The organism is Chryseobacterium sp. Y16C (assembly GCF_022488405.1).
In the GTDB taxonomy this organism is placed as follows: domain Bacteria; phylum Bacteroidota; class Bacteroidia; order Flavobacteriales; family Weeksellaceae; genus Chryseobacterium; species Chryseobacterium geocarposphaerae.
The window spans coordinates 1,072,357-1,096,928 of record NZ_CP092711.1 but is presented as its reverse complement, the minus strand read 5'-3'; the positions used below and the strand labels follow the sequence as shown (position 1 = coordinate 1,096,928).

General features: G+C 34.4%; 25 protein-coding genes. 16 read left to right on the top strand and 9 right to left on the bottom strand.

Annotated elements, in window-relative coordinates; translation table 11 throughout:
• Positions 1–11: 11 nt before the first annotated feature.
• Together MKS83_RS04775 and MKS83_RS04770 are read left to right on the top strand one after the other, a co-directional pair.
• On the top strand, positions 12–638 hold the full coding sequence (locus tag MKS83_RS04775; RefSeq protein WP_240582200.1) for an SGNH/GDSL hydrolase family protein: 627 nt from the start codon (positions 12–14) through the stop codon (positions 636–638).
• A gap of 78 nt (positions 639–716) precedes the next feature.
• Positions 717–1,961 (top strand): glycosyltransferase family 39 protein, encoded by a 1,245-nt coding sequence (locus MKS83_RS04770; RefSeq protein ID WP_240582199.1) that lies wholly within the window; start codon positions 717–719, stop codon positions 1,959–1,961.
• Positions 1,962–2,019: 58 nt separating this feature from the next.
• Here MKS83_RS04770 and MKS83_RS04765 read toward each other — a convergent pair whose 3' ends face one another.
• On the bottom strand, positions 2,020–2,376 hold the full coding sequence (locus MKS83_RS04765; protein ID WP_240582198.1) for a diacylglycerol kinase family protein: 357 nt from the start codon (positions 2,374–2,376) through the stop codon (positions 2,020–2,022).
• A 196-nt stretch (positions 2,377–2,572) separates the two neighbouring features.
• On the opposite strand from MKS83_RS04765, the gene dnaN reads away from it, so the two are divergent.
• The 9 genes from dnaN to MKS83_RS04720 all read left to right on the top strand — a co-directional run bounded on the left by dnaN (position 2,573) and on the right by MKS83_RS04720 (position 13,914).
• Entirely contained in the window at positions 2,573–3,703 is a 1,131-nt protein-coding gene (gene dnaN / locus MKS83_RS04760; RefSeq protein WP_100375979.1) for a DNA polymerase III subunit beta, read from the top strand.
• Between the two features lie 198 nt (positions 3,704–3,901).
• Positions 3,902–5,206, top strand: coding sequence for a TolC family protein (locus MKS83_RS04755; protein WP_240582197.1), 1,305 nt, complete (start codon positions 3,902–3,904; stop codon positions 5,204–5,206).
• Between the two features lie 29 nt (positions 5,207–5,235).
• Positions 5,236–6,492 (top strand): efflux RND transporter periplasmic adaptor subunit, encoded by a 1,257-nt coding sequence (locus MKS83_RS04750; RefSeq protein WP_240582196.1) that lies wholly within the window; start codon positions 5,236–5,238, stop codon positions 6,490–6,492.
• Between the two features lie 89 nt (positions 6,493–6,581).
• Positions 6,582–7,319 carry an ABC transporter ATP-binding protein gene (locus tag MKS83_RS04745; protein ID WP_240582195.1) on the top strand — a complete coding sequence of 246 codons (738 nt, stop codon included), beginning with the start codon at positions 6,582–6,584 and terminating at the stop codon, positions 7,317–7,319.
• A gap of 167 nt (positions 7,320–7,486) precedes the next feature.
• Complete coding sequence (locus MKS83_RS04740; RefSeq protein ID WP_240582194.1) at positions 7,487–8,704, top strand: ABC transporter permease; 1,218 nt, start codon at positions 7,487–7,489, stop codon at positions 8,702–8,704.
• A gap of 208 nt (positions 8,705–8,912) precedes the next feature.
• On the top strand, positions 8,913–9,941 hold the full coding sequence (locus MKS83_RS04735) for a sensor histidine kinase (RefSeq protein WP_240582193.1): 1,029 nt from the start codon (positions 8,913–8,915) through the stop codon (positions 9,939–9,941).
• 1 nt (position 9,942) lies between these two features.
• A complete protein-coding gene (locus tag MKS83_RS04730; protein WP_240582192.1) occupies positions 9,943–10,668 on the top strand; it encodes a LytR/AlgR family response regulator transcription factor in 726 nt (241 codons plus the stop codon).
• Positions 10,669–10,824: 156 nt separating this feature from the next.
• On the top strand, positions 10,825–13,227 hold the full coding sequence (gene pheT, locus MKS83_RS04725; RefSeq protein ID WP_240582191.1) for a phenylalanine--tRNA ligase subunit beta: 2,403 nt from the start codon (positions 10,825–10,827) through the stop codon (positions 13,225–13,227).
• Between the two features lie 282 nt (positions 13,228–13,509).
• Entirely contained in the window at positions 13,510–13,914 is a 405-nt protein-coding gene (locus MKS83_RS04720) for an META domain-containing protein (protein ID WP_240582190.1), read from the top strand.
• A 67-nt stretch (positions 13,915–13,981) separates the two neighbouring features.
• Here MKS83_RS04720 and MKS83_RS04715 read toward each other — a convergent pair whose 3' ends face one another.
• From MKS83_RS04715 to MKS83_RS04680, 8 genes are all read right to left on the bottom strand, one after another.
• Entirely contained in the window at positions 13,982–14,221 is a 240-nt protein-coding gene (locus tag MKS83_RS04715) for a hypothetical protein (RefSeq protein ID WP_002977986.1), read from the bottom strand.
• 38 nt (positions 14,222–14,259) lie between these two features.
• A complete protein-coding gene (locus MKS83_RS04710) occupies positions 14,260–15,579 on the bottom strand; it encodes a hypothetical protein (RefSeq protein ID WP_240582189.1) in 1,320 nt (439 codons plus the stop codon).
• Between the two features lie 79 nt (positions 15,580–15,658).
• Complete coding sequence (locus MKS83_RS04705; RefSeq protein WP_175608832.1) at positions 15,659–16,549, bottom strand: 3-hydroxybutyryl-CoA dehydrogenase; 891 nt, start codon at positions 16,547–16,549, stop codon at positions 15,659–15,661.
• Positions 16,549–16,971, bottom strand: a complete 423-nt coding sequence (locus MKS83_RS04700; RefSeq protein WP_240582188.1) for a hypothetical protein — start codon at positions 16,969–16,971, stop codon at positions 16,549–16,551. The genes MKS83_RS04705 and MKS83_RS04700 overlap by 1 nt, the downstream gene beginning before the upstream one ends.
• 30 nt (positions 16,972–17,001) lie before the next feature.
• Positions 17,002–17,883 carry a CGA/CIA family class A beta-lactamase gene (bla-A, locus tag MKS83_RS04695; protein WP_240582187.1) on the bottom strand — a complete coding sequence of 294 codons (882 nt, stop codon included), beginning with the start codon at positions 17,881–17,883 and terminating at the stop codon, positions 17,002–17,004.
• Positions 17,884–17,951: 68 nt separating this feature from the next.
• Entirely contained in the window at positions 17,952–18,398 is a 447-nt protein-coding gene (locus MKS83_RS04690) for a hypothetical protein (RefSeq protein ID WP_240582186.1), read from the bottom strand.
• A 63-nt stretch (positions 18,399–18,461) separates the two neighbouring features.
• On the bottom strand, positions 18,462–20,186 hold the full coding sequence (locus MKS83_RS04685; RefSeq protein ID WP_240582185.1) for a cellulase family glycosylhydrolase: 1,725 nt from the start codon (positions 20,184–20,186) through the stop codon (positions 18,462–18,464).
• A gap of 270 nt (positions 20,187–20,456) precedes the next feature.
• Complete coding sequence (locus MKS83_RS04680) at positions 20,457–21,419, bottom strand: Gfo/Idh/MocA family protein (protein WP_240582184.1); 963 nt, start codon at positions 21,417–21,419, stop codon at positions 20,457–20,459.
• Between the two features lie 125 nt (positions 21,420–21,544).
• Here MKS83_RS04680 and MKS83_RS04675 point away from each other — a divergent pair, with 125 nt between their 5' ends.
• The 5 genes from MKS83_RS04675 to MKS83_RS04655 all read left to right on the top strand — a co-directional run bounded on the left by MKS83_RS04675 (position 21,545) and on the right by MKS83_RS04655 (position 24,523).
• The gene (locus tag MKS83_RS04675; protein WP_240582183.1) at positions 21,545–22,195 is read left to right on the top strand and encodes a protein-L-isoaspartate(D-aspartate) O-methyltransferase; all 651 of its coding nucleotides are present in this window, start codon (positions 21,545–21,547) and stop codon (positions 22,193–22,195) included.
• Between the two features lie 210 nt (positions 22,196–22,405).
• Positions 22,406–22,801, top strand: a complete 396-nt coding sequence (locus tag MKS83_RS04670; RefSeq protein ID WP_240582182.1) for a DUF1801 domain-containing protein — start codon at positions 22,406–22,408, stop codon at positions 22,799–22,801.
• A gap of 65 nt (positions 22,802–22,866) precedes the next feature.
• Entirely contained in the window at positions 22,867–23,091 is a 225-nt protein-coding gene (locus MKS83_RS04665) for a prevent-host-death protein (RefSeq protein WP_240582181.1), read from the top strand.
• A 105-nt stretch (positions 23,092–23,196) separates the two neighbouring features.
• The gene (locus MKS83_RS04660) at positions 23,197–24,180 is read left to right on the top strand and encodes a 2-hydroxyacid dehydrogenase (RefSeq protein WP_240582180.1); all 984 of its coding nucleotides are present in this window, start codon (positions 23,197–23,199) and stop codon (positions 24,178–24,180) included.
• Positions 24,181–24,232: 52 nt separating this feature from the next.
• On the top strand, positions 24,233–24,523 hold the full coding sequence (locus MKS83_RS04655; protein ID WP_240582179.1) for a hypothetical protein: 291 nt from the start codon (positions 24,233–24,235) through the stop codon (positions 24,521–24,523).
• Positions 24,524–24,572 lie beyond the last annotated feature (49 nt).

The following is a 24,572-nucleotide window of genomic DNA, read 5'->3' as shown; positions in this document are numbered from 1 at the left end:
TTTAGATAAAAATGAAGAAAATGATGTATGGACTGTTCTTCGGTGACAGCATCACTTACGGAGAATACGATGGCATTTTTGGAGGCTGGGTGGATATCTTGAAAAGATATGCTTTGCAAAAATATAATGAAGGCAGCAACGAGTTGATTCTCTTTAACCTTGGAATCGGTGGCGAAACAACCGAAGGTCTTTTAAAAAGAATGCCTCACGAAATGGCGGCCAGAAATGCTGCAGATGGAAATATTATTTTCATTGGTTATGGAGCAAATGATTTGGCTGTAAAAGAAGGGAATTATATAGTAAACCCGGAACAGTTTAAGATTAATATTTTAACAGCTATTCAACTGACAAAACAATATACGCAAGATATTTATTTGGTGAGCATTCTGCCGATTTCGAAAAATATAGATGGAATAGAGGTTGCTTCAGGAAAATTGAGGTCGAGTGATGAGGTTTTGATTTACAATCAAATCCTAGAAAATATTGCTGCTGAAAATTCATTGCATTATATTGATTTCCATTCGGCTTTTTTAGATGATAAAGAAGTTTTACTTTCTGCAGACGGTGTTCATCCCAATGAAAAAGGCTATGGAATGATGGCTGAAATTGTAATTCCAATTATTGAAAACTATTTATAATACCTCAATTATGTTCTTATGGAAAAAGCATATATCTAATTTATTAATTTTGCCTGCAATAAGAATGTCTGGTTTAAGATGAAAAATGGAATTGATTTTTTACTGAAATACAAAGTTTTCATAATTTTTAATTTTTTAGTTTTTATTGCAAAGATTGGCTATTCTTATCAAAAAGGATTTGATGGGCTTACATTCGAAGACTGGGATATTGCAAATAACTTGGTCAAGTATGGAGAATATGCAGAGTTTATGAATATTGGACCTACTGCATATAAATTGCCGGTTTATCCTTTCTTTTTATCCCTTTTTATTACTATTTTTGATGAACACGCAAAAGAAGCAGTGATTGTTGCCCAGCATATTATCTGCTTTTTCATTCCTTGTATGTTCATCCTGATTGCTAAAATTTTTAATAAAGAGCAGGTTGGAATATTGACAGGATATTTATTTATCTTTTCACCTTCTTATTTTTTCTATTCTAATACGTTGGAAATTACCAATGTTTTTATTCTTATTTTCTTGAATTTTTTATACTGGTTTTTAATTGTTTGGAATAAAGGATATACTGTTGTAAGAATTATAATACTGGGGATAAGTGCTACATTACTTTTTTTAAGTCAGGTTGTTGCTGTCCCTATTTCAATACTTCTTCTTTTCTGTTTAGTCTTATTTAGAAAGCTCCATATAAAACAATTGGTTGTACTGCTGGGTATTACAGCTTGCTTATATTCACCCTGGGTTGTACGTAATTATCTAACTTTTGACAAGGTAATTATATCTAAAACTCCGGTCTGGCAAAATATACACTTTGGTTATTTTTACAATGTACAGGTCTTTAAATCACTGCAAAAAATATCTCCTCAAAGGAGCGCTCAAATAAGGGAAATGAGAATGAATATTGATGAATTTACAATGGAAAAGATATATGAGAAGGAAGTGAAAGATATTGTAAAAAAGAATCCATATATTTCATTGAAGAAAGCCTTTGCTAACGCACTTATGCTGTGGTATGTACCATCTAGATATTTCTATGATAATTCTTTATCTATATTGTTAGGGCGTAAGTTGTATGTTATTATTTTAAACCTTATTTCATGCATAAGCTTATTCCAATTATTCAAGGAAAAAAAATGGAAACTGTTGTTCTTCTCTTTATTACTATTTATAAATTTTACGGTACCTTATATGATCGGACAGGCCGCAATGACAAGATTTAAATTGGATTTTGAATGGTATCAGCTATTCCTTACTTCTTACTTTTTATATTATAAATTAAATACAAAAAAAGCAGTACAAATTAGAAGTATTTTCTTTAGGATATAGTAAGTTTTTAACTGAATCAAATAATGATAAACTAATTTCAAAAATTCGTATTGGGTTATCAAGTAAAAATATATTTCCAATACACCAAAATTCCAACAACAACCGACAAAAGTGTCATTAAAACAACAGCTCCTGCAGAAATATCCTTGATAAAACCTATTCTTTGATCAAATTCGGGCTGTACGATATCACAGATTTTTTCGATGGCAGTGTTGAAAATTTCTGAAATTAAGACCCCGGAAGAAACAAGCAGAATAAAAATGGTATCGATGGTAGAAAGCTTTAAATAAAAAATTAAAAAGAGGTTAATGAAAAAAGCCAGGAGCTCAATCTGAAAATTTCTTTCGTTTTTCAACATCAAAAACACACCTCGGAAAGCGTTTAGAAAACTTTTATGGATTGGTGGTTTTCGCATGGTAAAAATTTATTGACAAATATACTCAATTGACAAAAAGGAATAGTTAATTGATCCAATCAAAAGAATCTATATTGAACAAAAGTGAAAGCGAAATATTTATAAAATTCTTTTGATGGTTGTTAATAACTCACCTAATTATTCTTTTCTATCTGTTTTCTATTTATTATATTTGTAGAAACTTATTTTTAAATCTATGAAATTTATTATTTCAAGTGGTGAACTGCAGAAGGCGTTACAAACTGTAAGTGGTGTAATATCAAGCTCTCAATCGAGACCTATTTTAGAAAATTATCTTTTTGAATTAGACGGAACAAACGTTACCATTACAGCATCTGATGGCGAAACAACTCTTGTGACTTCTCTTGAAGTGAAGTCTGATGATACAGGGAAATTCGCTGTTCCTGCTAAGATTTTTCAAGATTTTATTAAGACTTACGGAGAGCAACCTCTTACGTTGGCTGTAAAAGATAATGCAGAAGGAACAGGAAGTCAGCTTGAGATTTTAGACGAAAAAGATAATTTCGCGGTGGCATTGGACAATGCGGATGATTATCCTGAATTGCCTGAATTTGACGCTTCTCAAAGTGTGACAATGCCGGCAGGAGTTTTGTCTGAAGCACTTACCAATACACTTTTTGCGACAAGTAATGATTCTCTTCGTCCGGTAATGACGGGAGTATTGTTCCAGTTTGGAGAGAACGAAACGAATTTTGTTTCTACCGATTCTCACAGATTGGTTGTCTATAAAAGAACAGACCTGATGAATGCCGAACCAATGGAATTCATCATGCCTAAGAAACCGCTGAACATTTTCAAAAATATATTGGCAAGTTCGAATGATGATGTTACCATCGATTTCAACGAGAACATGGCTAAATTTACTTTTGGTAAGCATATCTGGATCTGTAGGCTGATCGATGGAAAATATCCGAACTATACAGCGGTAATTCCAAAAGAAAATCCGAATGTATTAACAATCAACAGAAACCTATTATTAGGAGCAATCAAAAGGGCTTCTATCATGTCCAATAAATCTACCAATCAGGTAAGATTTAAATTGTCGGCGAATATTCTTCACCTTCATGCAGAAGATACGGAATATGCAAACAAAGCAGATATGCAGATTCCTTGTGATTATAACGGGGAAGATATCAACATCGGATTTAGTTCTAAATTCTTAACGGAAATGCTAACCATTCTTGGTTCTGATGATATCACTATGAAAATGTCTCAACCCAACAGACCGGGAATCATAGAGCCACTTGATGGTCTTGAAGACAACGAAAACATTTTAATGTTATCAATGCCGGTAATCGGGTTGTAATAATATTAAAAAAAAAAATATATAAAAAAGAGACTGATTTTTTGGTCTCTTTTTTGTTTTTTAGTATTCTTTCAAAATATTCTATATATATTCCTTTCGTAAAAAACGACTGTTCTTCTAGACAATTTCATCGTTTGTCTATTACATTTGATATTGGTTTCATGATTGAGCAATTTTGTTTCGTAAAACAGACAGAAAATGAAACAGTATCTTATTATAGCACTCTTTGTCGGCATTTTTGCGCCTGCTCAAAAAATATGGACGCTTCAGGATTGTCTTGATTATGCTGTAGAAAATAATATCACTATTAAGAAAACAGTGTTAGATAAAACTACGGCTCAACTTAATTATCAACAACAGAAAAACAATAAATTGCCGACTATTTATGGTTCCTCTTCAGTAGGACTTACCAATGGATCGAGTATAGACCCTATTACCAGTAGTTTTGTAAATCAGAATATTCTTTCCAACAGCTTTGGGATTTCTGCCAACGCAGTTTTGTATCAGGGGAATAAATTAAACCTTCAGATTGAGCAAAATAAAATGATTGCTGATCAGTCAGAACTGTATCAGAAACAGGCTGAGAATAATATTGTTCTGAATGTTCTGAATGCTTATTTGCAGGCTTTATATTATTATGAAGGGATAGAAATTGCTAAAACAACGGCAAACTCTTCAGCACAGGAATTGAAATTTACGCAGACAAAATATAAAAACGGAGCCATTTCAAAACTTGAATTGGCGGATGTCGAAACCCAGGATGCACAGAACCAATATACTGTAGTGAGTAGTCAGAATCTTTATGATCAGCAGGTTTTAAAACTCAAACAGCTTTTGGAATTAGATCCGGGTATTGATTTTCAGATTGAAAAAGTAAACTTAAATGATTTAATGGATGAAATTCCGGATAAACAACAGGTATACACACTGGCAACGGAGAATCTTCCGGATCTTAAGATCTATGATTTTCAGAATGAAATCCTTACCAAAAGTTTAGAAATCACAAAAACAGGCTATTTGCCGACACTTTCGGCAACAGCAGGATTGAATACCGGATTGACCAGTACACAGGATTACAGTTATTTTAATCAGGTTAAAAATAACTTCAATAAATCTGTAGGGCTGTCTCTGAACATTCCAATCTTCTCTAAAAAGCAGAATGATACGAACGTACAGTTGGCAAAAATCAATATAGAGCAGAATAACCTGGATAAAATAAGCGCAGGGAAAACATTGTATTCTAATATTGAAACAGCCTGGCAAAATGCGGTGGCGAATCAGGCTCAACAGAAATCTTCAAAAGTGGCAAGAGATAATGCAAAACTTGCGTATGATTTGGCAAATAAAAAGTTTGAATTCGGAGGATTGACAACCACTGAGCTTGCTGTAAGCAGAAATACCTATCTCACGAATGAACAGACCTACATTCAGTCAAAATATATGGCAGTTCTCTACACTCAGCTTCTGAACTTTTACCAAGGTAAAACATTGACAACAAATTAAAATAAATATAAAGGATAAAATATAAAGCTATGAATCCAAAATATAAAAAATACTTTAAAAACTCAGTTATTACGCTTGTTGCGGTTGTAGCAGTCTTCTTTATCTACCAATATTTTACTCAGAAAAAAGAGGCTAAGATCTCCATACAAACAGTAAAGATGGCGAAGCAGAATATCACAACATCTGTTACAGCAACAGGAACAGTGGAGCCGGTAGATCAGGTTGAGGTGGGAACACAGGTTTCAGGGATCATTAATCATATTTATGTTGATTATAATTCTCAGGTCAAAAAAGGACAGCTATTGGCAGAACTGGACAAAACCAATCTTCAGGAATCTGTGAACAATGCATTGGCTCAATATGAAGCGGCTTTGAACGAACTTAATTATTATCAGCAGAATTATAACCGTCAGAATAATATGTTCAGATCAGGAGTGATCAGCAAAGCAGATTATGAGCAGGCAGCGTATCAGGTGAAAAATTCTCAACAAACCGTAAACCAAAGAAAGACAGCATTAGCACAGGCAAGAACAAACCTGAGTTATGCGAATATTTATGCTCCAATTGACGGGATTATTCTAAGCCGTGAAGTAGAAGAAGGTCAAACAGTTGCGGCAAGTATGACAACCCCTACGCTTTTCTCTATTGCAAAAGATATTACCAAAATGCAGGTTGAAGCCAATGTAGATGAAGCAGATATAGGTGATGTGAAAGTAGGACAGCGAGTGAGCTTTACGGTGGATGCTTATCCTCAGGAAGAATTTAACGGGAAGGTTCGTCAGGTGAGATTAGCAGCGACTACAGAATCGAATGTGGTGACGTATACGGTAATTATTGATGCAGATAATTCTGAACAAAAATTAAAACCAGGGCTTACCGCAACGGTGACTATTTTCACACAGGAATTGAAGAATATCAATACAGTTCCGGCAGCGGCGATTAGTTTTAGTCCGGACACAGAAATCTTACAGAAGTACTATCTGCAAAATCAGTTGACAGGTAAAGTTCCTGAAACGAAAACAGGGAAAAATAAAGAAAAATATATCTGGATCATCAATAAAGATAAAAGTCTTTCTCAAAAACAGATTACTGTAGGAATTAATGACGGAATCAATGTTCAGGTTAATAATGGATTGACGGGTGATGAACAAATTGTAACAGCTTTGGATGAACAGCAGGAAGCTGTAGCGAAATCCGGATCAGAAAGCAGCCCTTTTATGCCAAAAAGACCAAACAGTAACAATAAAAAATCAAGTTCAAGTCAAGGTCCGCCTCCGGGAAACTAAAAATCAGGAGAATTAAATTAAAATTTTGGTCAAGAATAAAGGAACTTAAGCCTTTTGAATTTGACCTTATAATCTAAAATAAAAGTAGAATGAAACCCATTATCCATATAGAAAATTTGAAGCGTGAGTTCAGAATGGGCGATGAAATTGTTCACGCGTTGAAAGGAATTAATCTTACCATAAATGAAGGTGAATTTGTAACCATCATGGGAACCAGTGGTTCTGGTAAATCTACCTTTCTGAATATTTTAGGGTGCTTAGATCAGCCAACCTCAGGAACGTATGAATTGGATGGTGTTTTGGTAAAAGAACTTAATAAAAATCAACTGGCAGATATAAGAAATAAAAAAATCGGATTTATATTTCAATCCTACAACTTATTGGCAAGAACAAGTGCGCTGGAAAATGTAGAGCTGCCACTATTGTATAACTCTAAAGTTTCAGCAGAAGAAAGAAGAGAGCGTGCTGTAAAGGCATTGAAACAGGTAGGGTTGGAAAGTAGAATTCATCATGTTCCCAGCCAACTTTCCGGAGGACAGCAGCAGAGGGTCGCTATTGCAAGAGCATTAGTAAATCAACCCGTCATTTTATTGGCAGATGAAGCAACTGGAAATTTAGATACCAGGACTTCTTATGAGGTCATGAATCTTTTCCAGGAATTAAATGATCAGGGAATTACTATAGGATTTGTGACCCATGAAGATGACATTGCAAAATTCAGTAAAAGAACGGTGGTGCTAAAAGATGGAAAGATTACTGAAGACCGACAGGTAACTCAAAGATTGTATGCTTCGGAAGAGTTGGCAAAACTCCCACCAGCAGAATAGCCAGAGAATTTTTTGTTCTAATATATATTTAGTTTGGTGTGTTTTAATGAAGGCGGATTAGATGCAGTAATGTTTGCAGGCCTGCAATGAAGACAGGTTGAAAAGAAAAAATGACGGAGAAATGAAGAAGAAGGTCTGCAAATGTTTTTAATTAAAAAAAGAAAAAAATGAACTTTTTAAACTTACTTAAAATAGCCTGGAAAGCAATTTTGCTTAATAAAACCAGAGCAATGCTTACCATGCTCGGAATTATCATCGGAGTAGCATCTGTTATTGCGATGTTGGCAATAGGAGAAGGATCGAAAGAGAGCATCAAAAAAAATATTTCCAGTATGGGAGCCAATCTGATTACAGTACGTCCCGGAGCAGGAATGATGGGGGGAGTACGTTCAGATCCATCAGCAATGCAAACCCTTACTTTGGCAGATTACAATGCTTTAAAAAAACAGGTGAAATTGATTAAAAACATTTCGCCACTGGTAAATGGAAGCGGACAAAGTATTGCAGGGTCCAATAACTGGCCAACTTCAATTTACGGTGTATCTCCGGAATATCTGAAAATTCGTGATTGGAGAGTAGAAGAAGGTTCTATGTTTACAGAAGATGATGTGGAAGCATATGCAAAGGTTGCGGTCATAGGAAAAACAGTACAGGAGAATCTTTTCCCTAATGAAAATCCTATCGGAAAAATGATCCGTTTTAAAAATATTCCGTTTAAAGTAATCGGAGTTTTAAAAGAAAAAGGAGAAAATACTTTTGGGCAGGATCAGGATGATATCATTATTGCACCTTATACGGCGGTTCAGAAAAGAATTTTGGCGCAAACCTATTTGCAGTCTATTGTAGCATCCTCTTTAAACGAAGAAAATTCTGAAGCGGCAGTGAATGAAATTAAAGCCGTAATGGAAAATCAACACAAGATAAAACCTGACGAAGACAATGACTTCAATGTTTCTTCTCAGCAGGAACTTATCTCGACATTTAGCTCTACCAGTGAAATGTTAACCGTGCTTTTAGTGGCTATTGCAAGTATTTCCTTAATTGTAGGCGGAATCGGGATTATGAATATTATGTACGTTTCTGTAAAAGAAAGAACCAAAGAAATTGGATTGAGAATGGCGATAGGAGCAAAAGGAAATGATATTTTGATGCAGTTTCTCATAGAATCGGTGCTGATTAGTATCACAGGAGGAGTTTTAGGAGTAATAATCGGGTTGGTCGCTACGTTTTGTGTAAAACAGTTTGCAGGCTGGCCGGTAAGTATTACGATGGTTTCCATTGTTATTTCTTTTGCAGTCTGTACCATTACAGGAGTCTTTTTCGGATGGTATCCTGCAAGAAAAGCAGCTCAGGCGGATCCTATCAATGCGCTGAGATATGAATAAAGCAAAAATTTAATTTTAAAATTGTAGGGAAAATGCTGGGAAAAATTTTAAATTCACTAATCCAAAGATTTCATAAATCTTCAATTTTCAACGGATTGAATAAATTTAAGTTTTAATTGAGAAAAAACTCATCTTATTAAAAAACATTTGTTTTTAAAGAATTAATGCAGTTTCGCAACATACATATAAACTCAAGCAACAATAAACAATGATTACCTTAAAAAATAAAAAACTGGAAGTCAGCATTCATCTATTGATCTGGCTGGTTCTGTTCTTCCTTCCTGCTGCTTTTTCATTGGGCTCAGATGGAAACTGGCTGGAACTTTTCAAACATTTTTGGCTGCAGTTGATGTTTTTAGCAATCATTTTTTATATCAATTATTTCGTATTGATTAATTGGTTGTATACCGATAAAAAACTTTATTTCATATTCACGAACATTATACTCATCATTGCATTAATCATTTTAAAGCAGCAGATTTTTTCATTAATAGAAACGCCAAGACCAAAAGGGGGAGGAGGAAGACGTCCGCCGGAAGGCTTTATCTATTTTATGGATTTTATGATCTATATGATTCCTGTAGCTTTTGCAATCGCCATCAATTCCGGGCAGAAAATGAAACAGGCAGAAGAAATTAAACGTGAAGCAGATAATATTAAATTGAAATCAGAATTACAACACTTGAAATATCAGTTACAACCCCATTTTTTCTTTAATGCTTTAAACAATATCTATTCACTGATTGATTTTGCACCGGAAAAAGCAAAGCACAGTATTCACAGTTTAAGCAAGCTGATGCGGCATCTTCTGTACAAAACAGATGTAGAAAAAATAAGATTGGTTGATGAAATCGACTTTTTGAACAAGTATATAGAGTTGATGACACTCAGACTGAATGATAATACCAAAGTTTTTACAAGCTTTCCGAAGACGATTCCGAATCTTGAAATAGCTCCTTTACTTTTCATTTCAGTAGTGGAAAATGCTTTTAAACATGGGGTTTCGGCAACACAACATTCAGATATTAGTTTTAAAATGGAAATTATGGAGGATGAAATTCATTTTACCGCTTCCAACTCTAATTTTCCAAAAACTGAAAGGGATAAAAGTGGATCGGGGATTGGGGTTGAAAATCTCAAAAAAAGATTAAGTTTGCTGTATCCCGAAAAACATGAATTCCATTCCCATCTCAATAACGGAATGTATATTGCAGAAATGAAACTGAAAACAAAATAAAATGAGAAAACTTACTTGCTTGATTGCTGATGATGAACCTATGGCTTTAAATCTTATAGAGAGTTATGTTTTGAAAACCCCTTTTTTGGAGCTCAAAGCAAAATGCAACAGTGCCATCGAAGCAATGCAGGTGTGTGAAGAAGAAAAAGAGATTGATCTTTTCTTTCTGGATATTCAGATGCCTGATCTTTCAGGGTTGGAATTCTCGAAACTGCTTCCTGCAACAAGCAAAGTGATCTTTACAACTGCCTTCGATCAATATGCAATTGACGGCTATAAAGTGAGTGCCTTAGACTATCTTTTAAAACCATTTGATTATAATGAGTTTCTGAATGCCGCTCAAAAAGCAAGAACTTATTTTGAGGCAGTTCCAGAGTCTACACCGCAAAAAACAGAGAGGAAACAAAGTTTCATTTTTGTAAAATCAGAATACCGACAGGTTAAAATTGAATTCTCAGAAGTTCTTTACATTGAAGGATTGAAAGATTATGTAAAAATATATCTTAAAGATAATCCTAAACCTATTTTAACATTGATGAGCCTGAAAAAACTTGAAGAAGAATTACCTTCCGAAGACTTTATGAGGGTTCACAGATCGTACATCATTGCTTTAAATAAAATAGAAGCCATTGAGAGAAACCATATTGTTATCGGAAATCAGCAGATTGTCATTGCTCCCAATTATAAGAAAACATTAATGGATTATATTGAAGGGAAAAGTCTATAAAAAATATCTCAACTTTCAATTGGTAAAATAGGTCGTTTCGTGAGAAATAAAAAGTGATGTATTTATCTTAAAGTTACTTCTAAATTTCTCTATCTCTCAAAAAAACACGACATTTGTACTCGCAAAAATTCATTTAAAAATTTTCAAAATAGAGCAATGAAGATATCAAATAACTGGCTGAAAGACTATATTAAAACGGAATTAAAACCTGAAAGAATAGGAGAGTTCCTTACTGATATAGGTCTTGAGGTTGAAGGAATTGAAAAATTTGAAAGTGTAAAAGGCAACTTGGAGGGAATTGTTGTTGGTAAGGTATTAACTTGCGAAAAACATCCTAATGCAGACAAACTGAAGAAAACTACCGTAGAAGTAGGAAACGGAAAAGTGTTGAACATTGTTTGTGGAGCTCCGAATGTAGAAGCCGGGCAAACAGTTCCTGTAGCGGTTGTTGGAACCAAAATCTATGATAAAACCGGAAACTTTTTTGAAATAAAAGAAGCAAAAATCAGAGGAGAGGTTTCTCAGGGAATGATTTGTGCAGAAGATGAATTGGGACTGAGCGAAGATCATGGAGGAATCATGGTATTAGATCCGGAAAAATATGAAGTAGGAAAAAATTTCGCTGATTATTTCGAACTGACCAACGATGAGGTTTTTGAAATTGGTTTAACTCCGAACAGAACCGATGCCATGTCTCATTACGGCGTTGCAAGAGATTTATATGCTTTCCTTTCTACCAATCAGTTGAAATCTACTTTTGAAAAAGTTTCTTCAGTAGTGTTGAATAACGAAGGCACTCACGATTTCCAACTGGAAGTTGAAGATGCTGAATTGTGCCCAAGATATATCGGAGCAGTAATTGAAGATGTAAAAGTTGCAGACTCTCCGGCTTGGTTAAAAGACAGATTAAAAGCCATCGGATTGAGCCCGATTAATAACGTTGTAGACATTACCAATTATATCCTTCACGGTTATGGTCAACCGCTTCACGCTTTTGATGCAGATAAAATTGCAGACAAAAAAGTAAAAGTGGGAACGGTAAAAGAAGGAACAAAATTCACGACTTTAGATGGGGTTGAAAGAACTTTGAATGGTTCTGAAATCATCATTAAAGACGGAAAAGACAACCCAATGTGTATTGCCGGAGTTTTTGGCGGTGCTCATTCAGGAGTTTCTTCGGAAACAAAAACGATTTTCCTGGAAAGTGCTTATTTCAACCCGGTTGCAGTAAGAAAAGGAGCTAAATTCCACGGACTGAATACGGATGCTTCTTTCAGATTTGAAAGAGGAGTAGATCCAAATCTTACAAGAACTGCCATTACTCACGCGATTAAATTAATTTCGGAATTAGCAGAAGGGAAGCTTGTAGGAGAATTGTTGGAGGAATATCCGAAGAAAATAGAAGACAGCTATGTGATCATCAGATTCTCTAAAATTGAGCAGATTTTAGGAACAAAAATTCACAGAGAAAAAGTAAAGGAAATTTTAAAATCTTTGGAAATCCAGGTTTTAAATGAAATTCAGAACGGTCTTGAGATTTCAGTTCCTGCTTACAGAGCAGATGTAACGAGAGAAATCGACGTTATTGAAGAGATTTTGAGAATCTATGGATACAACAAAATTGATGCTCCGCAAAAGATTTCATTTACTCCTGTAAAGCTGAGCGCAAACGATCAGGATGAATTGGAGAACAATTGGGCAAGAACTTTACAAAGCTTAGGTTTCAATGAAGTAATGAACAATTCATTAACTTCTGTAAAAGATGAAACGGATGCCGTGAAGCTATTGAATCCTTTGAGTGGTGATTTGGCGTTCATGAGAAAATCTTTATTGGAAGGTCTTCTTCAGAATGCAATCTACAATATCAACAGAAAAAATCAGGACATCAAGTTTTTTGAGTTCGGAAAAATCTATCATAAAAAAGATAAATATACTGAGAGAAAGCAGTTGGCAATTTTAGTTTCAGGAAGAGAAGTTGCTGAAAACTGGTTACAGCCAAAATCTGCAACGAGTTTTTATAATTTAAAAGCTTATGTAAAAGTTCTTTTAGAAAGATTAGCAATTGACTATAAAGAAGTTGCTTTGTCAGACGACAGATTCTCAGATGCTTTAGCGTATGAAGTGGATGGAAAAGTTTTAGTAAGAATCGGAAAAGTTTCTGCTCAGCAACTGAAAGATTTTGACATCGATCAGGAATGTTTCTATGCAGAAGTTGAATTAGAATTTGCTCAGGAATTGCGTTCTAAAAATGAATTGAAATTCAAGGATATTCCTAAATTTAACAAGATCAGAAGAGACTTAGCATTATTGATTGATAAGAGCGTGAACTACGAAGATCTGTATGAAACTGCTAAAAAGAATAAGTCTCCTTACATTAAAAACATTAATTTATTTGATGTATACGAAGGGAAAAACCTTCCGGAAGGTAAGAAATCTTACGCAATGAGCTTTGAGCTTTTAAATGAAGAAAAAACATTAGAAGAAAAAGAGATTGCAGCAGTAATGGAATCTTTGATTAAATCTTTTCAGAAAGAATTCAATGCTGAATTGAGAGGATAATCTTAAAATTATCATTAAAGATATATCAGAAACGGACTTTGTAAAAAGTCCGTTTTCTTTTTATAGATGCTTCGATAAGCTCAGTATGACATCGCGACACATTAATCTCTAGTATAAAGTTAGTATAAATGTCATGCTGAGCAAAGCCGAAGCATCTTTTCCAAGGAAAACAGTGATAGATTTATAAACCTAGAAAACAATCGTTAAAAAAACAATAAAATTTTCCGATCACTTTTTAAATAATATAATTTCCGTAAATTTGGATTAAATCAAAAGAGAAAAATGAAAAACCTTTTTTTAAGCATATGCACAGCAGCAGTTTTGGTATCATGCGGAACAGTGGCTTCTTCATCAAAAGTGGGAAAAGCGCAGCCTTCGATTGCCAATACAAAATGGTCTTTAGCAGATAATGTAAAAGGGCAGATTCCGACCCTGAATGTAGAAGGAGCGAAGATCAGCGGAAATTCCGGATGTAACAGATATTTCGGTGCCGTTACGATGGAAACAGCTTCAGGAAAATTCGCGGCTTCACAGGTGGGATCTACCAAAATGGCGTGTGACAATATGAGCGTAGAAAAGAATTTCCTGGATATGGTGCAAAAAGCAAACAGATATGTTGTTTCCGGGAGTACATTAGAATTGTATCAGGACAATCTTTTATTGTTAAAATTCAATAAGGCAGAATAAAAGTAAAAAATATAAAAATAAAAGGAACTCAATCGAGTTCCTTTTTATGTTTTAATAGGATTATGTATTAATCTTCCTCTTCTTCATCGTACTTAGCCAACTCTTCATCACACCACTTGAAAGCAGCTTCTACTACTTTAGTAGCTTCATCTGCCATCGTTTCTTCATCATCACCCTCTAGATCGTCTAGCCACTCAACTTCTTCTTCCTCAACGTTTAAGATAAATCTTGGATATTCTGTATGAACTACGAAAAGATCTTCCGGAAATTCTGAATTATCTGCTAATAAAAACTTTGGTAATTTCATTTTTCTAATGTTTTAACTTTAAATCAAAGATAACAAAATTATTGGTATTTGTTCTTGTCGATTTTAATTTTTTGAGAAACTTTATAGTAGGTTAAGGTTGTCTTTTTTAAGGTGTCAGAAGCTTTAAAGGTTACTTCTAAATTAGAATTTACCGTGCTTACAAGTTCTGCAACCTGCATTTTATCAAGATCTTCCATAGATTTTAAATAAAACCGTAAAGGAACCTTATCCAGCTTTTCAGACTCTAAAAAATGAACCACTTCTTTCCTGTTTTCAAGATAATTTCCTTTGGAAAGCCATGTGAAAAGAATTCCGGCCATAATACTTAAAATTCCGACAGCATAGACTTTAACATCAAAAAGCTGAAATAATTTTCTAAAATACACCAACCATAGCGGAAAACTGAACGGAGCAAGTATTCTGTAACCAATCGCATCTACAGGATAAAAATATTGAATGAAAAATGAACATATAATTCCGAAAACACTCGTGAAAACAATGAAAAACTCTGAATTTGTAAGCTTATATCTTGTAAATAAGAAGATCATAATAAGAATATTCAAAGCTCCTAATCCGTAAATTCCATAATTAATTATCCCACCACCCGGATCAGACATATGGATGAACGGATTGAAAGTGGTAGCAAGACCTTCAAATAATTCCTTTAAAAGTTTAGAAGTAGGGTATAATCCTATTTCCAAAGACTGTTTTACGTAATCTTCATTAAAATAATCAATAAATAAAAGCTTATAAAGAACGATATAAACTCCTGAAATAATCCCTGAAATTAAAAATGAACGTCCATAACTACGTTTGATGAACAACAGTCCGTAAAGACCTACTGCTCCCATGATGAAAAGGGAACTATATCTAATGTTATAAAGAAGAATTAAGCTTAAAGAAAGATAAAAAACAGCTTTCCATCCTTTAAGATTTTCTTTAATAATTTTATCAGCTATAAACAGGAAAAGGAAAACAAAAGGCAGAATACAGCCTTCACTCAAAGTAGCTGCAAAAATAGAAACAAAGCTGAAAAGAGCGACTAAAACAGTAGATTCTCTGGAATAAAAATTCTTTTTCCAGGAGAAAAAAACAATAAAAAGCATGGCCGCAATTCCTACGATTTTACTCGCCCAAAATTCATCCGTGCCTAAAAACGTAAAGATCTTAATGCTCAAAGGATATCCTAAAGGCGTAATGGTATTATCGATCTCCGGAAGTACATGAGCAAATTTCAGATACCGTATAGAATCGGGGCTTACTCTTCCGTTTTCATTGAGTAAAAAACGTAAAATGGTCACCATTACCGTAATGATGACCAATAATATCTGTATATATTTTTCTTTAAATTTTATCAACGTTGCAGTTATTAGATAGATTACAGCTTTTAATAAGCCAAATTTATAACTTAAAACTTACAACTCATAACTTAAAAGTTTATTTTGAGAACATTTTTGCTACTTTTTCAGCCTTTTTGCTTTCAGAATAGTCATAGAACCCCTCTCCTGATTTTACTCCCAGTTTTCCTGCCATTACCATGTTGACCAATAATGGATTAGGTGCATATTTAGGATTTTTGAATCCGTCGTACATTACATTTAAGATCGCTAAGCAAACATCAAGACCGATGAAATCTGCTAACTGAAGCGGTCCCATCGGATGAGCCATTCCCAATTTCATTACCGTGTCGATTTCTTCAACCCCTGCAACACCATTATACAATGTTTCGATAGATTCGTTGATCATCGGCATTAAAATTCTGTTAGCTACGAATCCAGGATAATCGTTGACTTCTACAGGAACTTTCCCTAGCGTTTTGCTCATTTCATAGATAGCATCAAACGTTTCTTTAGAAGTAGAATATCCTTTGATGATTTCAACAAGCTTCATGATAGGAACCGGGTTCATAAAGTGCATTCCAATTACTTTGTCCGCTCTTTTTGTAGCTGCGGCGATTTTAGTAATGGAAATAGACGAGGTATTGGTAGCCAGAATACAGTTTTCAGGGGCAAATTCATCCATTTGTCCGAAAATTTTCAGCTTCAGTTCCTGATTTTCAGTAGCTGCTTCCACGATAAGATCTGCAGATCCTACAGCATCCTGAAGCGCTGTGAAAGTGGTGATATTTCCTAAAGTTTCAGCTTTTTGTTCTTCTGTAAGGTTTCCCTTTGCAATTATTCTGTCAAGATTGGTAGTAATGGTTTTTAACCCTCTGTCTAAAGCTTCCTGAGATACATCTACCAAATTCACTTTAAACCCGCTTTGTGCAAAAGTATGTGCAATACCATTCCCCATGGTTCCAGCTCCGATAACTACAATGTTTTTGATCATTTTAATTTTTCTTTTTTATAGATAGTTAAATTATTTAATTGGTTTAATTTTTCTTTACTTAAAGATTGAGTCGGTGTGAAAAATACAGATCCGTCACTGTTGAGACTTCTTTTATTATTCTGCGATGTTACCGTTTCTTCAAGGCCTTTTATGAATTGTTTTCTTTGGGATTTTGAAAGTGCATCAATTCCGATAAAAAGCTTGAACTCACCTTCTCTTCCAAGCCCTGATTGTCTGTAGACTTCAATGGGTTTTCTTTTGTTTCTGCTTTGAAAAGTTTCAATATAAGTCATTACAGGGATTGTAGATGGAGTTCCGCAACACACGCTGTTATAATCCAGATAAAGATACGTTTTACTCTTCTGCGCAAAGAAAAATGTGCAGGTGAAAATTCCTAATATTAAAAATGTTTTTTTCATTTTGTCGGTTTTAAAATTAAGCTTTAAATTTTACTTATTAAAATAATCCCAGACAGTCTTTGAAATATCCGAAATCATTTTGCAGTTGACAGCATCCGTTTCCATTGAATTACTGACAAATACAGCTATTGTATAATGCTTGCCATTTGGTAAAGTAATGATCGCAATTTCATTTTCGGCCCCTGTTAAACCCTCTTTATTTTTTCCTGAAGCTCCCGTTTTTCTTGCTACAGGAGTGTTTTTAGGAAGCTGTTCAATTAATTTGTTGAGTCCTGTTGAGGTAGATAACATAATTTTCATCAAATAATCTGTCGATTTTTTCGATAATAGTTTTCCGTCGTAAAATTTTTTCAAGACATCTGTTGCAGAATTCATGGTGCTGTAATTTTCATACTGAACATTCCAGTCTTTATGCATAGTTTCTTCATTGTACTTAATCTGAAAGCCTTTTACTCCTTTAGAATCCATAAACTTCTGAACGGTTTGAGTGCCTCCCAATAGCCTCAACAGAATATCGCATCCATTGTTGTCGCTTTTTGCAACGGTCATCTCAAGAACTTCGCTCAATGGAACTTCTACCCCTCCGTTAGGATATTTGTCGCGAAGAGGTGACCAGGTGTTTTCCAGTAAATTAGATTTATCCAATACTATTTTTTGATCTAAAGAAAGCTTTCCTTTATCCACAAAATCTAAAACTGCTGCTGCAATGTGAAATTTGAACACACTTTGCATGGGCAGTTTTTTGTCTGCGTTTTTATTGTATTTAAAACCATTTTCAAAACCCAGCACGGAAACACCGACTGTCGCTTTTTTATCTTTGATAATGGAATTGATTTTTTGATCCAAAACGGATTGCTGAGCGAACATAAACGTTGAAATCAGAAGGAGGAAAAGCAGACTTATTTTTTTCATAATAATAGAGATTAAAAAATCCTTCTTAAAAATTAAGAAGGATGGTATTCAAATATAAATAAATTAATTTACATCATACGTCCAAAGGCAGCAAACATACCCCATAAAATCATAAGAATATAGATTCCCATTATTACAATGGTAAGAATTCCGATAAACTTGTAATGCGATTTAATGTACTCGAAGGAAGAGGTTAGGCTTGCCTGATTATTGGTGCGCAAAGCATTCTTCATATTAGACGAAAATTTATACAGGTAATTAATCGGTACGAAATAAAAACCGGCAATAAGAATATAAAAAATACCTACAAAAACACCGCCTCCAAAAGGACCAAAGCTAGTCGATGCTCCTATAACCATTATAAATAAAGCTACAACCACCATCAATCCAAGACCGACAAAGCCTAGAATAGATAAAAAGTTAGCCCATTTTGCGGTTTCTGCAAGAAACTCTCTTGAAATTCTGTCGATTCTTAACTCCTCAAATTGTTCGAAAGGAGAATTTGTTTCCATCATAATTATTTAATTTTTCGGCAAAATAATTAAAATTATTTTAACTCTGCCCTATAAATCTTAAATTTATTTTACTTCAAAAGATTTTAGGTTTACTCCGTCATTTTCGAAATAGATTCTGATTTTATTTTCTCCTTTTTTAAAGTTGATTTCTTTCACAGAAACTATTTTCCAGATTTCATTTCCTCCTGTTGAATTCAATGAAACGGTTGCAAGTTGTTTTCCGGATGCTTCTTCAATCCTGATTTTTGTACTAGTATTATTGCTTGCATAATTGATGTCGAAAGTATAAGCTTTACTGTCTTTTGCATTAATAGTATATTGCAGCCATTCTCCATTTTCTGTTTTTCCGACATAATATTGGTTGTCATTGGTTTTGTAAATGTCAACCCCGTCGTTTCGCAACTGATTTCCCGAATTCCATTCCGATCTTTTTGCCGGATCACTTACCCAAAGATTGGTGAAGTCTTTATCTAAGTAAGCAGCACCCATTCTTCCCAAATCGTAATCTGTAGCCAGGATTTTTCCCGGAGCCTGAAGATTTTTAAAAGGTTTTGTAGAACCATCTTTGGTCTGTCTGAACATGGCATCAATTACATCATTTTTAATCTCAACATTATTGAATTTATAATTATCCGCAATCTGCATTAAAGTTTTTTTGGCAAACTCTTTTGACGGTTTTTCACCTCCGTTTTTCCAATAGTCTAATAATTTCTGATATTCCGGGGTGATTTTCACATTGGTGATCCCTGCAATATTATCTATCTTTTTCATCGGCCAGAATGCATAGCCAATATTATGCTTGTCTAAAAGCTGGATAAGTTCCGTAAACCATACGTTTGAGTTTTCCCCTGTTTCTCCCAACCAGATTGGAATGTTATGCTTTTCTCTTAAATCTAAAGCAAATTGTAACGTTGCATCGTCATTGTAATTCCAGTATTTATGAAAACTGAATGCCATATTGTTGTCCCAAAGCGGAGTTAAGCCATTGTAGTTATTTCCCCAACCGTTTCCTTCGATAATGATGATATGTTTTTTATCAACCGTACGGATGGCTTCTGTAATTTCTTTTTGTAGTTTCCATAGAGGAGCATTAGACATTTCATCTGTTCCGTTGGGGTTTTTTCCTGTGAAGTTGATATTGGGTTCGTTAATTAAATCATAACCTCCGATCCATGGTTCATCTTTATATCGTTCAGCCAGTTTTTTCCAGAGAGCAATTGTTTTTTTCTGGTTTTCTTCGCTGTCCCAAAGTGATGGTTTAGTTTTATCATTATCGGAAATATTAACGTCATTTCCCTGTCCACCGGGTGCAGCATGAAGATCCAGAATCAGATACATTTTGTTGGCTGCACACCATTTTAAAAGATCATCGGTCATTTTAAAACCTTCTTCCAGCCAGGTATTTTGTCCTTTTTTAGGCTCTTTTTCAATAGGTAAGGTATACAGATTATAATGCATCGGAAGTCTGATAGAGTTGAATCCAGCTTTCTTCAGAAAATCAATATCCTGTTTGGTGATCCCGTTTTTCAGGTAAGCTGCATAGAATTCATTCATTCCGTCTTCACCGATTAATTCAGCGATTTTCTCTTTGATCTTGTATTGAGGGCCCGCAAAATCTGCAGTTTTCAACATATAACCTTCCTGCAGCATCCATCCTCCCAAACCGAGGCCTCTTAATTGAACATTTTCTCCTTTGTCGTTTACAATTTTCTGACCATTGGTCTTTAAAAGTTGTGATGTCCCAAATTGAGACAATAAAAAAGCGGATAGAAGGATGGCTCTTTTCATAATAGTTTAATTATTTAAATATTAGGGATTGTTTTAAGAATTAGAGTTTCTACAATGACAAATATATTTAAAAATTGTTGAATAAAAACTAAAAATAAATAATCGACAAAATTTTATTGAATGTATTAAGAATACTAAGGAGCTTTAAATGAAATGTAGATCATTTTATTCCATTCAAAAGAGGATTATGTTGAATTTCATCCATAAAAAAACGAGCCGAAGCTCGTTGTATATCATTTAAATAATGTTGTTTAGAAAATCTTTAAATAATTAAGATATCAGCTTCATAATCTCCAAAGCCACTTTCAACGCTTCTGTTCCGTCTTCAAGAGAAACTTCCACATTTTTATCTTCCATGATAGCATCTGCGAAAGAATTAAGCTCATCCAGAATTGCATTATTAGGCTGGATATTCGGATATTCAAATAAGATCTGATTCTTTTCTCCATCAGCGTTTTCAATAATCATATCGAATGGAGTAGGGTTTTCAGGGGCATCTTTCATTCGGATAACTTCTGCCTTTTTTTCTAAGAAATCAACAGAAATATAAGCGTCTTTCTGGAAGAAACGGCTCTTTCTCATCGCTTTCATAGAAATTCTTGAAGTCGTAAGATTGGCAACACATCCGTTTTCAAATTCGATTCTTGCATTGGCGATATCCGGAGTTTTGCTTACCACACAAACACCGCTTGCATGAATGTTTTTAACCTTGGATTTTACAATACTTAATAGGATATCCAGATCATGAATCATTAAATCCAGTACTACAGAAACATCTGTTCCACGAGGGTTGAATTCTGCCAGTCTGTGGATTTCTATGAACATCGGATTTTGAATGTAATCTTTAGCTCCGATAAAAGCCGGGTTGTATCTTTCAACGTGCCCAACCTGAGCTTTGATTCCATTTTCACGACATTTATAAAGAATTTCTTCAGCCTGCTGCAATGTCTGGGTTACCGGTTTTTCGATGAAGAAGTGAAGTTTCTTTTCAATGGCTTTTAATGCATAATCGTAATGATAAATGGTGGGTGTTACAATATCCAGCATTTCGATTTTTTCAAGCAATTCATCAAAATTTTCAAAATATTTGTATCCGAATTCGGCTTCTAATTTTTTTCCGTTTTCTACATCCTTATCATGAAATCCTACAAATTCATACTTATCAGACTGATTCAGAAGACGTAAATGTATTTTTCCTAAATGTCCGGCACCTACCAAACCTGCTTTTAACATAGCTGTATTAAATTTTTGTAAAGATAATAAAGAAGTTATATTTCGAAGGGCAGAATTTAATTTTTTGTGGATAAATCTTTTGCGGAATCACGAAAATCTAATATCTAATTTCTTATTTTTGTGACATGCAGGATTCGTTTGTACACAAGGGAAAAAGAAAGATTTTGATTGATTATCTTCGGAATAGGATAGGAATTTCGGATGAAAATGTACTTTCGGCAATGAATGAAGTTCCGAGACATCTTTTTATTGAAAGCATTTTTGAAGACTTCGCTTATGAAGACCGTGCTTTTCCTATTTTGGCACATCAGACAATTTCACATCCGTCTACTGTAGCGGAACAATCTGAACTTTTACAGGTAAAGCCGGGCGAAAAAGTACTGGAAATAGGAACCGGATGCGGTTATCAGACTGCTGTTTTACTGGCGATGAAAGCTCACGTATATACGGTGGAAAGACAAAAAGATCTCTTCGATTTTTCAAAGAAAAAGCTTCGTGAAATGCACTTATTCCCGAAATTTCAAAGTTTTGGAGATGGATTTGCCGGACTTCCTACTTTTGCACCTTTTGACAAAATCATTGTAACCTGTGGAGCATCAATCTTACCCACAGAGTTACTGAAACAGCTGAAAGTGGGCGGAAAAATGGTCATCCCACTAGGACCAACCGACGAACAGGTTTTATTCAGATTCACAAAAGTATCGCCTACCGAATTTGAAAAAGAAGAATTCGGAGCGTATAAATTTGTACCGATGTTGGGAAGCACCAATCAGTAATTTTCGCGGTAAACATAACTACTTTTTAAATATTCTCTGTCATTCTGAATGAAACAAAGTGGAATGAAGAATCTTTTAATATTATAGATTCTTCTTGCGTCAGAATGACAAAAAAGAATTTTTGAGTTACCGGTCTAAAATATCAGTTCTGTAAAGGAATTTATTATTGATGTAATTGTTTAATTTTATGAGATCATTAATAAATAAAATATGAATTCTGATATCCAACAATACATTGAATCACAAACAGAATCCGACCAAAAGATATGTTTAAAACTCTCCGAGATCATTAATGAAAATCTAATAGAAGCCGAATCAAAAATATGGCATGCACATCCTGTCTGGTTTTTAGATGGAAATCCTATTGTAGGATATAGCAAGCAAAAGAAAGGAGTCCGGCTGATGTTTTGGAGCGGAAAATCTTTTAATGAAGAACTCTTAAACGTTTATGGAGGAAAATTTCAGGATGCTTCTGTTTTTTATAATGACGTTTCTGAAATCAATACAGAAGATGTAAAAAGATGCCTCGAAAAATCTGAGAAAATTCAGTGGGATTATAAAAACATAGTGAAAAGAAAAGGTCAATTAATTCAAATAAAAAAATGAATTTTGATGTGTTCGGAACGATAATTGGATTCAAAACACAACCTAATCTTTTAAATCTTATTATCATGGACACGAACAGATTTAAAGCATCACACGACTTCAGCAATATCCAGAAAAATCTTTCTCATAACAGAAGATATCAAGCGACAAGTCATTCTCAGCAAGCCGATATGAAAAACCAAAATCAGGAATCATCAAAAAATGGTTTCGTGACTCATGCTCCAAAAACAGTGAAAGAAGTTTGGGCAGAAATTCAGGAAATGAATTCCAGATCTGGGAAGAAACATTAAAGATGACAAAAAATAAATTTTACTATTAAAGTTAGAAAAACCTTGCTTTTAACAGGAGTAAGGTTTTTTATTTGAAAAAATAATCAAAATTAATTACAAAATAGAATGAAGGTATTCGTAAACAAGAGGATTCCGGAAATAGGAATTCACATGCTGAAAGATGCAGGATGGGAGGTTTTTATCCCTGAACATGAAAATTTATCTCACGATGAATGGCTAAGTTATTGTAAAAGCCACGATGCTATTTTAAGTGTTGGAGCTGAATTTAAATATGATAAAGATTTCTTTACAGAATGTCCGAATATAAAGGCAATTGCATTATACTCTGTCGGTTTTGATCATGTGGATATTCAGGAAGCAAACCATAGAAATATTCCGGTCGGAAACACGCCTGATGTTTTAAGTAAAGCGACCTCAGATGTGGCATTTTTATTAATGCAATCGGTTGCAAGGAGAGCAAGCTACAATTTTGAAAAAGTAAAATCCGGAAATTGGGGAGATTTTGACCCTTTACACGCTCTGGGACAGGAGTTATATGGTAAAACATTAGGAATTTTTGGCTTAGGAAGAATCGGTTTTGAAATGGCAAAGAAATCCCGGAAAGCTTTTGATATGAATATTATTTATCATAATCGGAATAAAAATGAAGAAGCCGAAAATGAATTGGATGCAACTTATGTTTCCTTCGAAGAATTGATTGCACAGTCGGATGTTTTAAGTATTCACGCTAATTTCAGACCTGAGCAAAAAGAACTTTTCAACACTTCAATGTTTGAAAAAATGAAAGAAAACGCGATCTTCATTAATACAGCCAGAGGAGGTTTTCATAATCAGAAGGATCTGTATAATGCACTTGCAGAAAAGAAAATCTGGGGAGCAGGACTGGATGTTACGAATCCTGAACCGATTTTTAAAGAGGATCCTATTCTGGAACTTTCCAATGTTTGTGTCCTTCCGCACATCGGTTCCGCAACGATAGAAGCAAGAAACGGAATGGCAAAATTAGCTGCAGAAAACCTGATTGCCTTTTCAAAAGGAGAAAAAATGCCGGCCTGTGCAAACCCTGAAGTTTATTCTCAGAATTCCTAGCAACTTGGAATTATTTTTGTTTACCTTTATATAACTACTAAATACAAGAATTATGATACCTGAAAATAGCGAACAAGAACAAGATCGAAGATTAGAACAGCGGGAATATAAATCAAACGAAGATATTTTTAACCGTGAAAGACATATTCCGCTCGATGGAGATGGAAAACCCATAGAAGAAGATGAATTCTATGACAGCTTAGACAGAGGGCTGGATATTCCGGGAGTAGATGACGACGATGAGATGGAGGAGATCGGAAGTGAAGACGAAGAAAATAACTATTGGAGCCTAAGTGATAATGATGATGATCACGAAGAGGAAAATGATGATGTTTTAACTTAAACAATTTACTGATTATAAAAAAAGCTTTACTTAATGAGTAAGGCTTTTT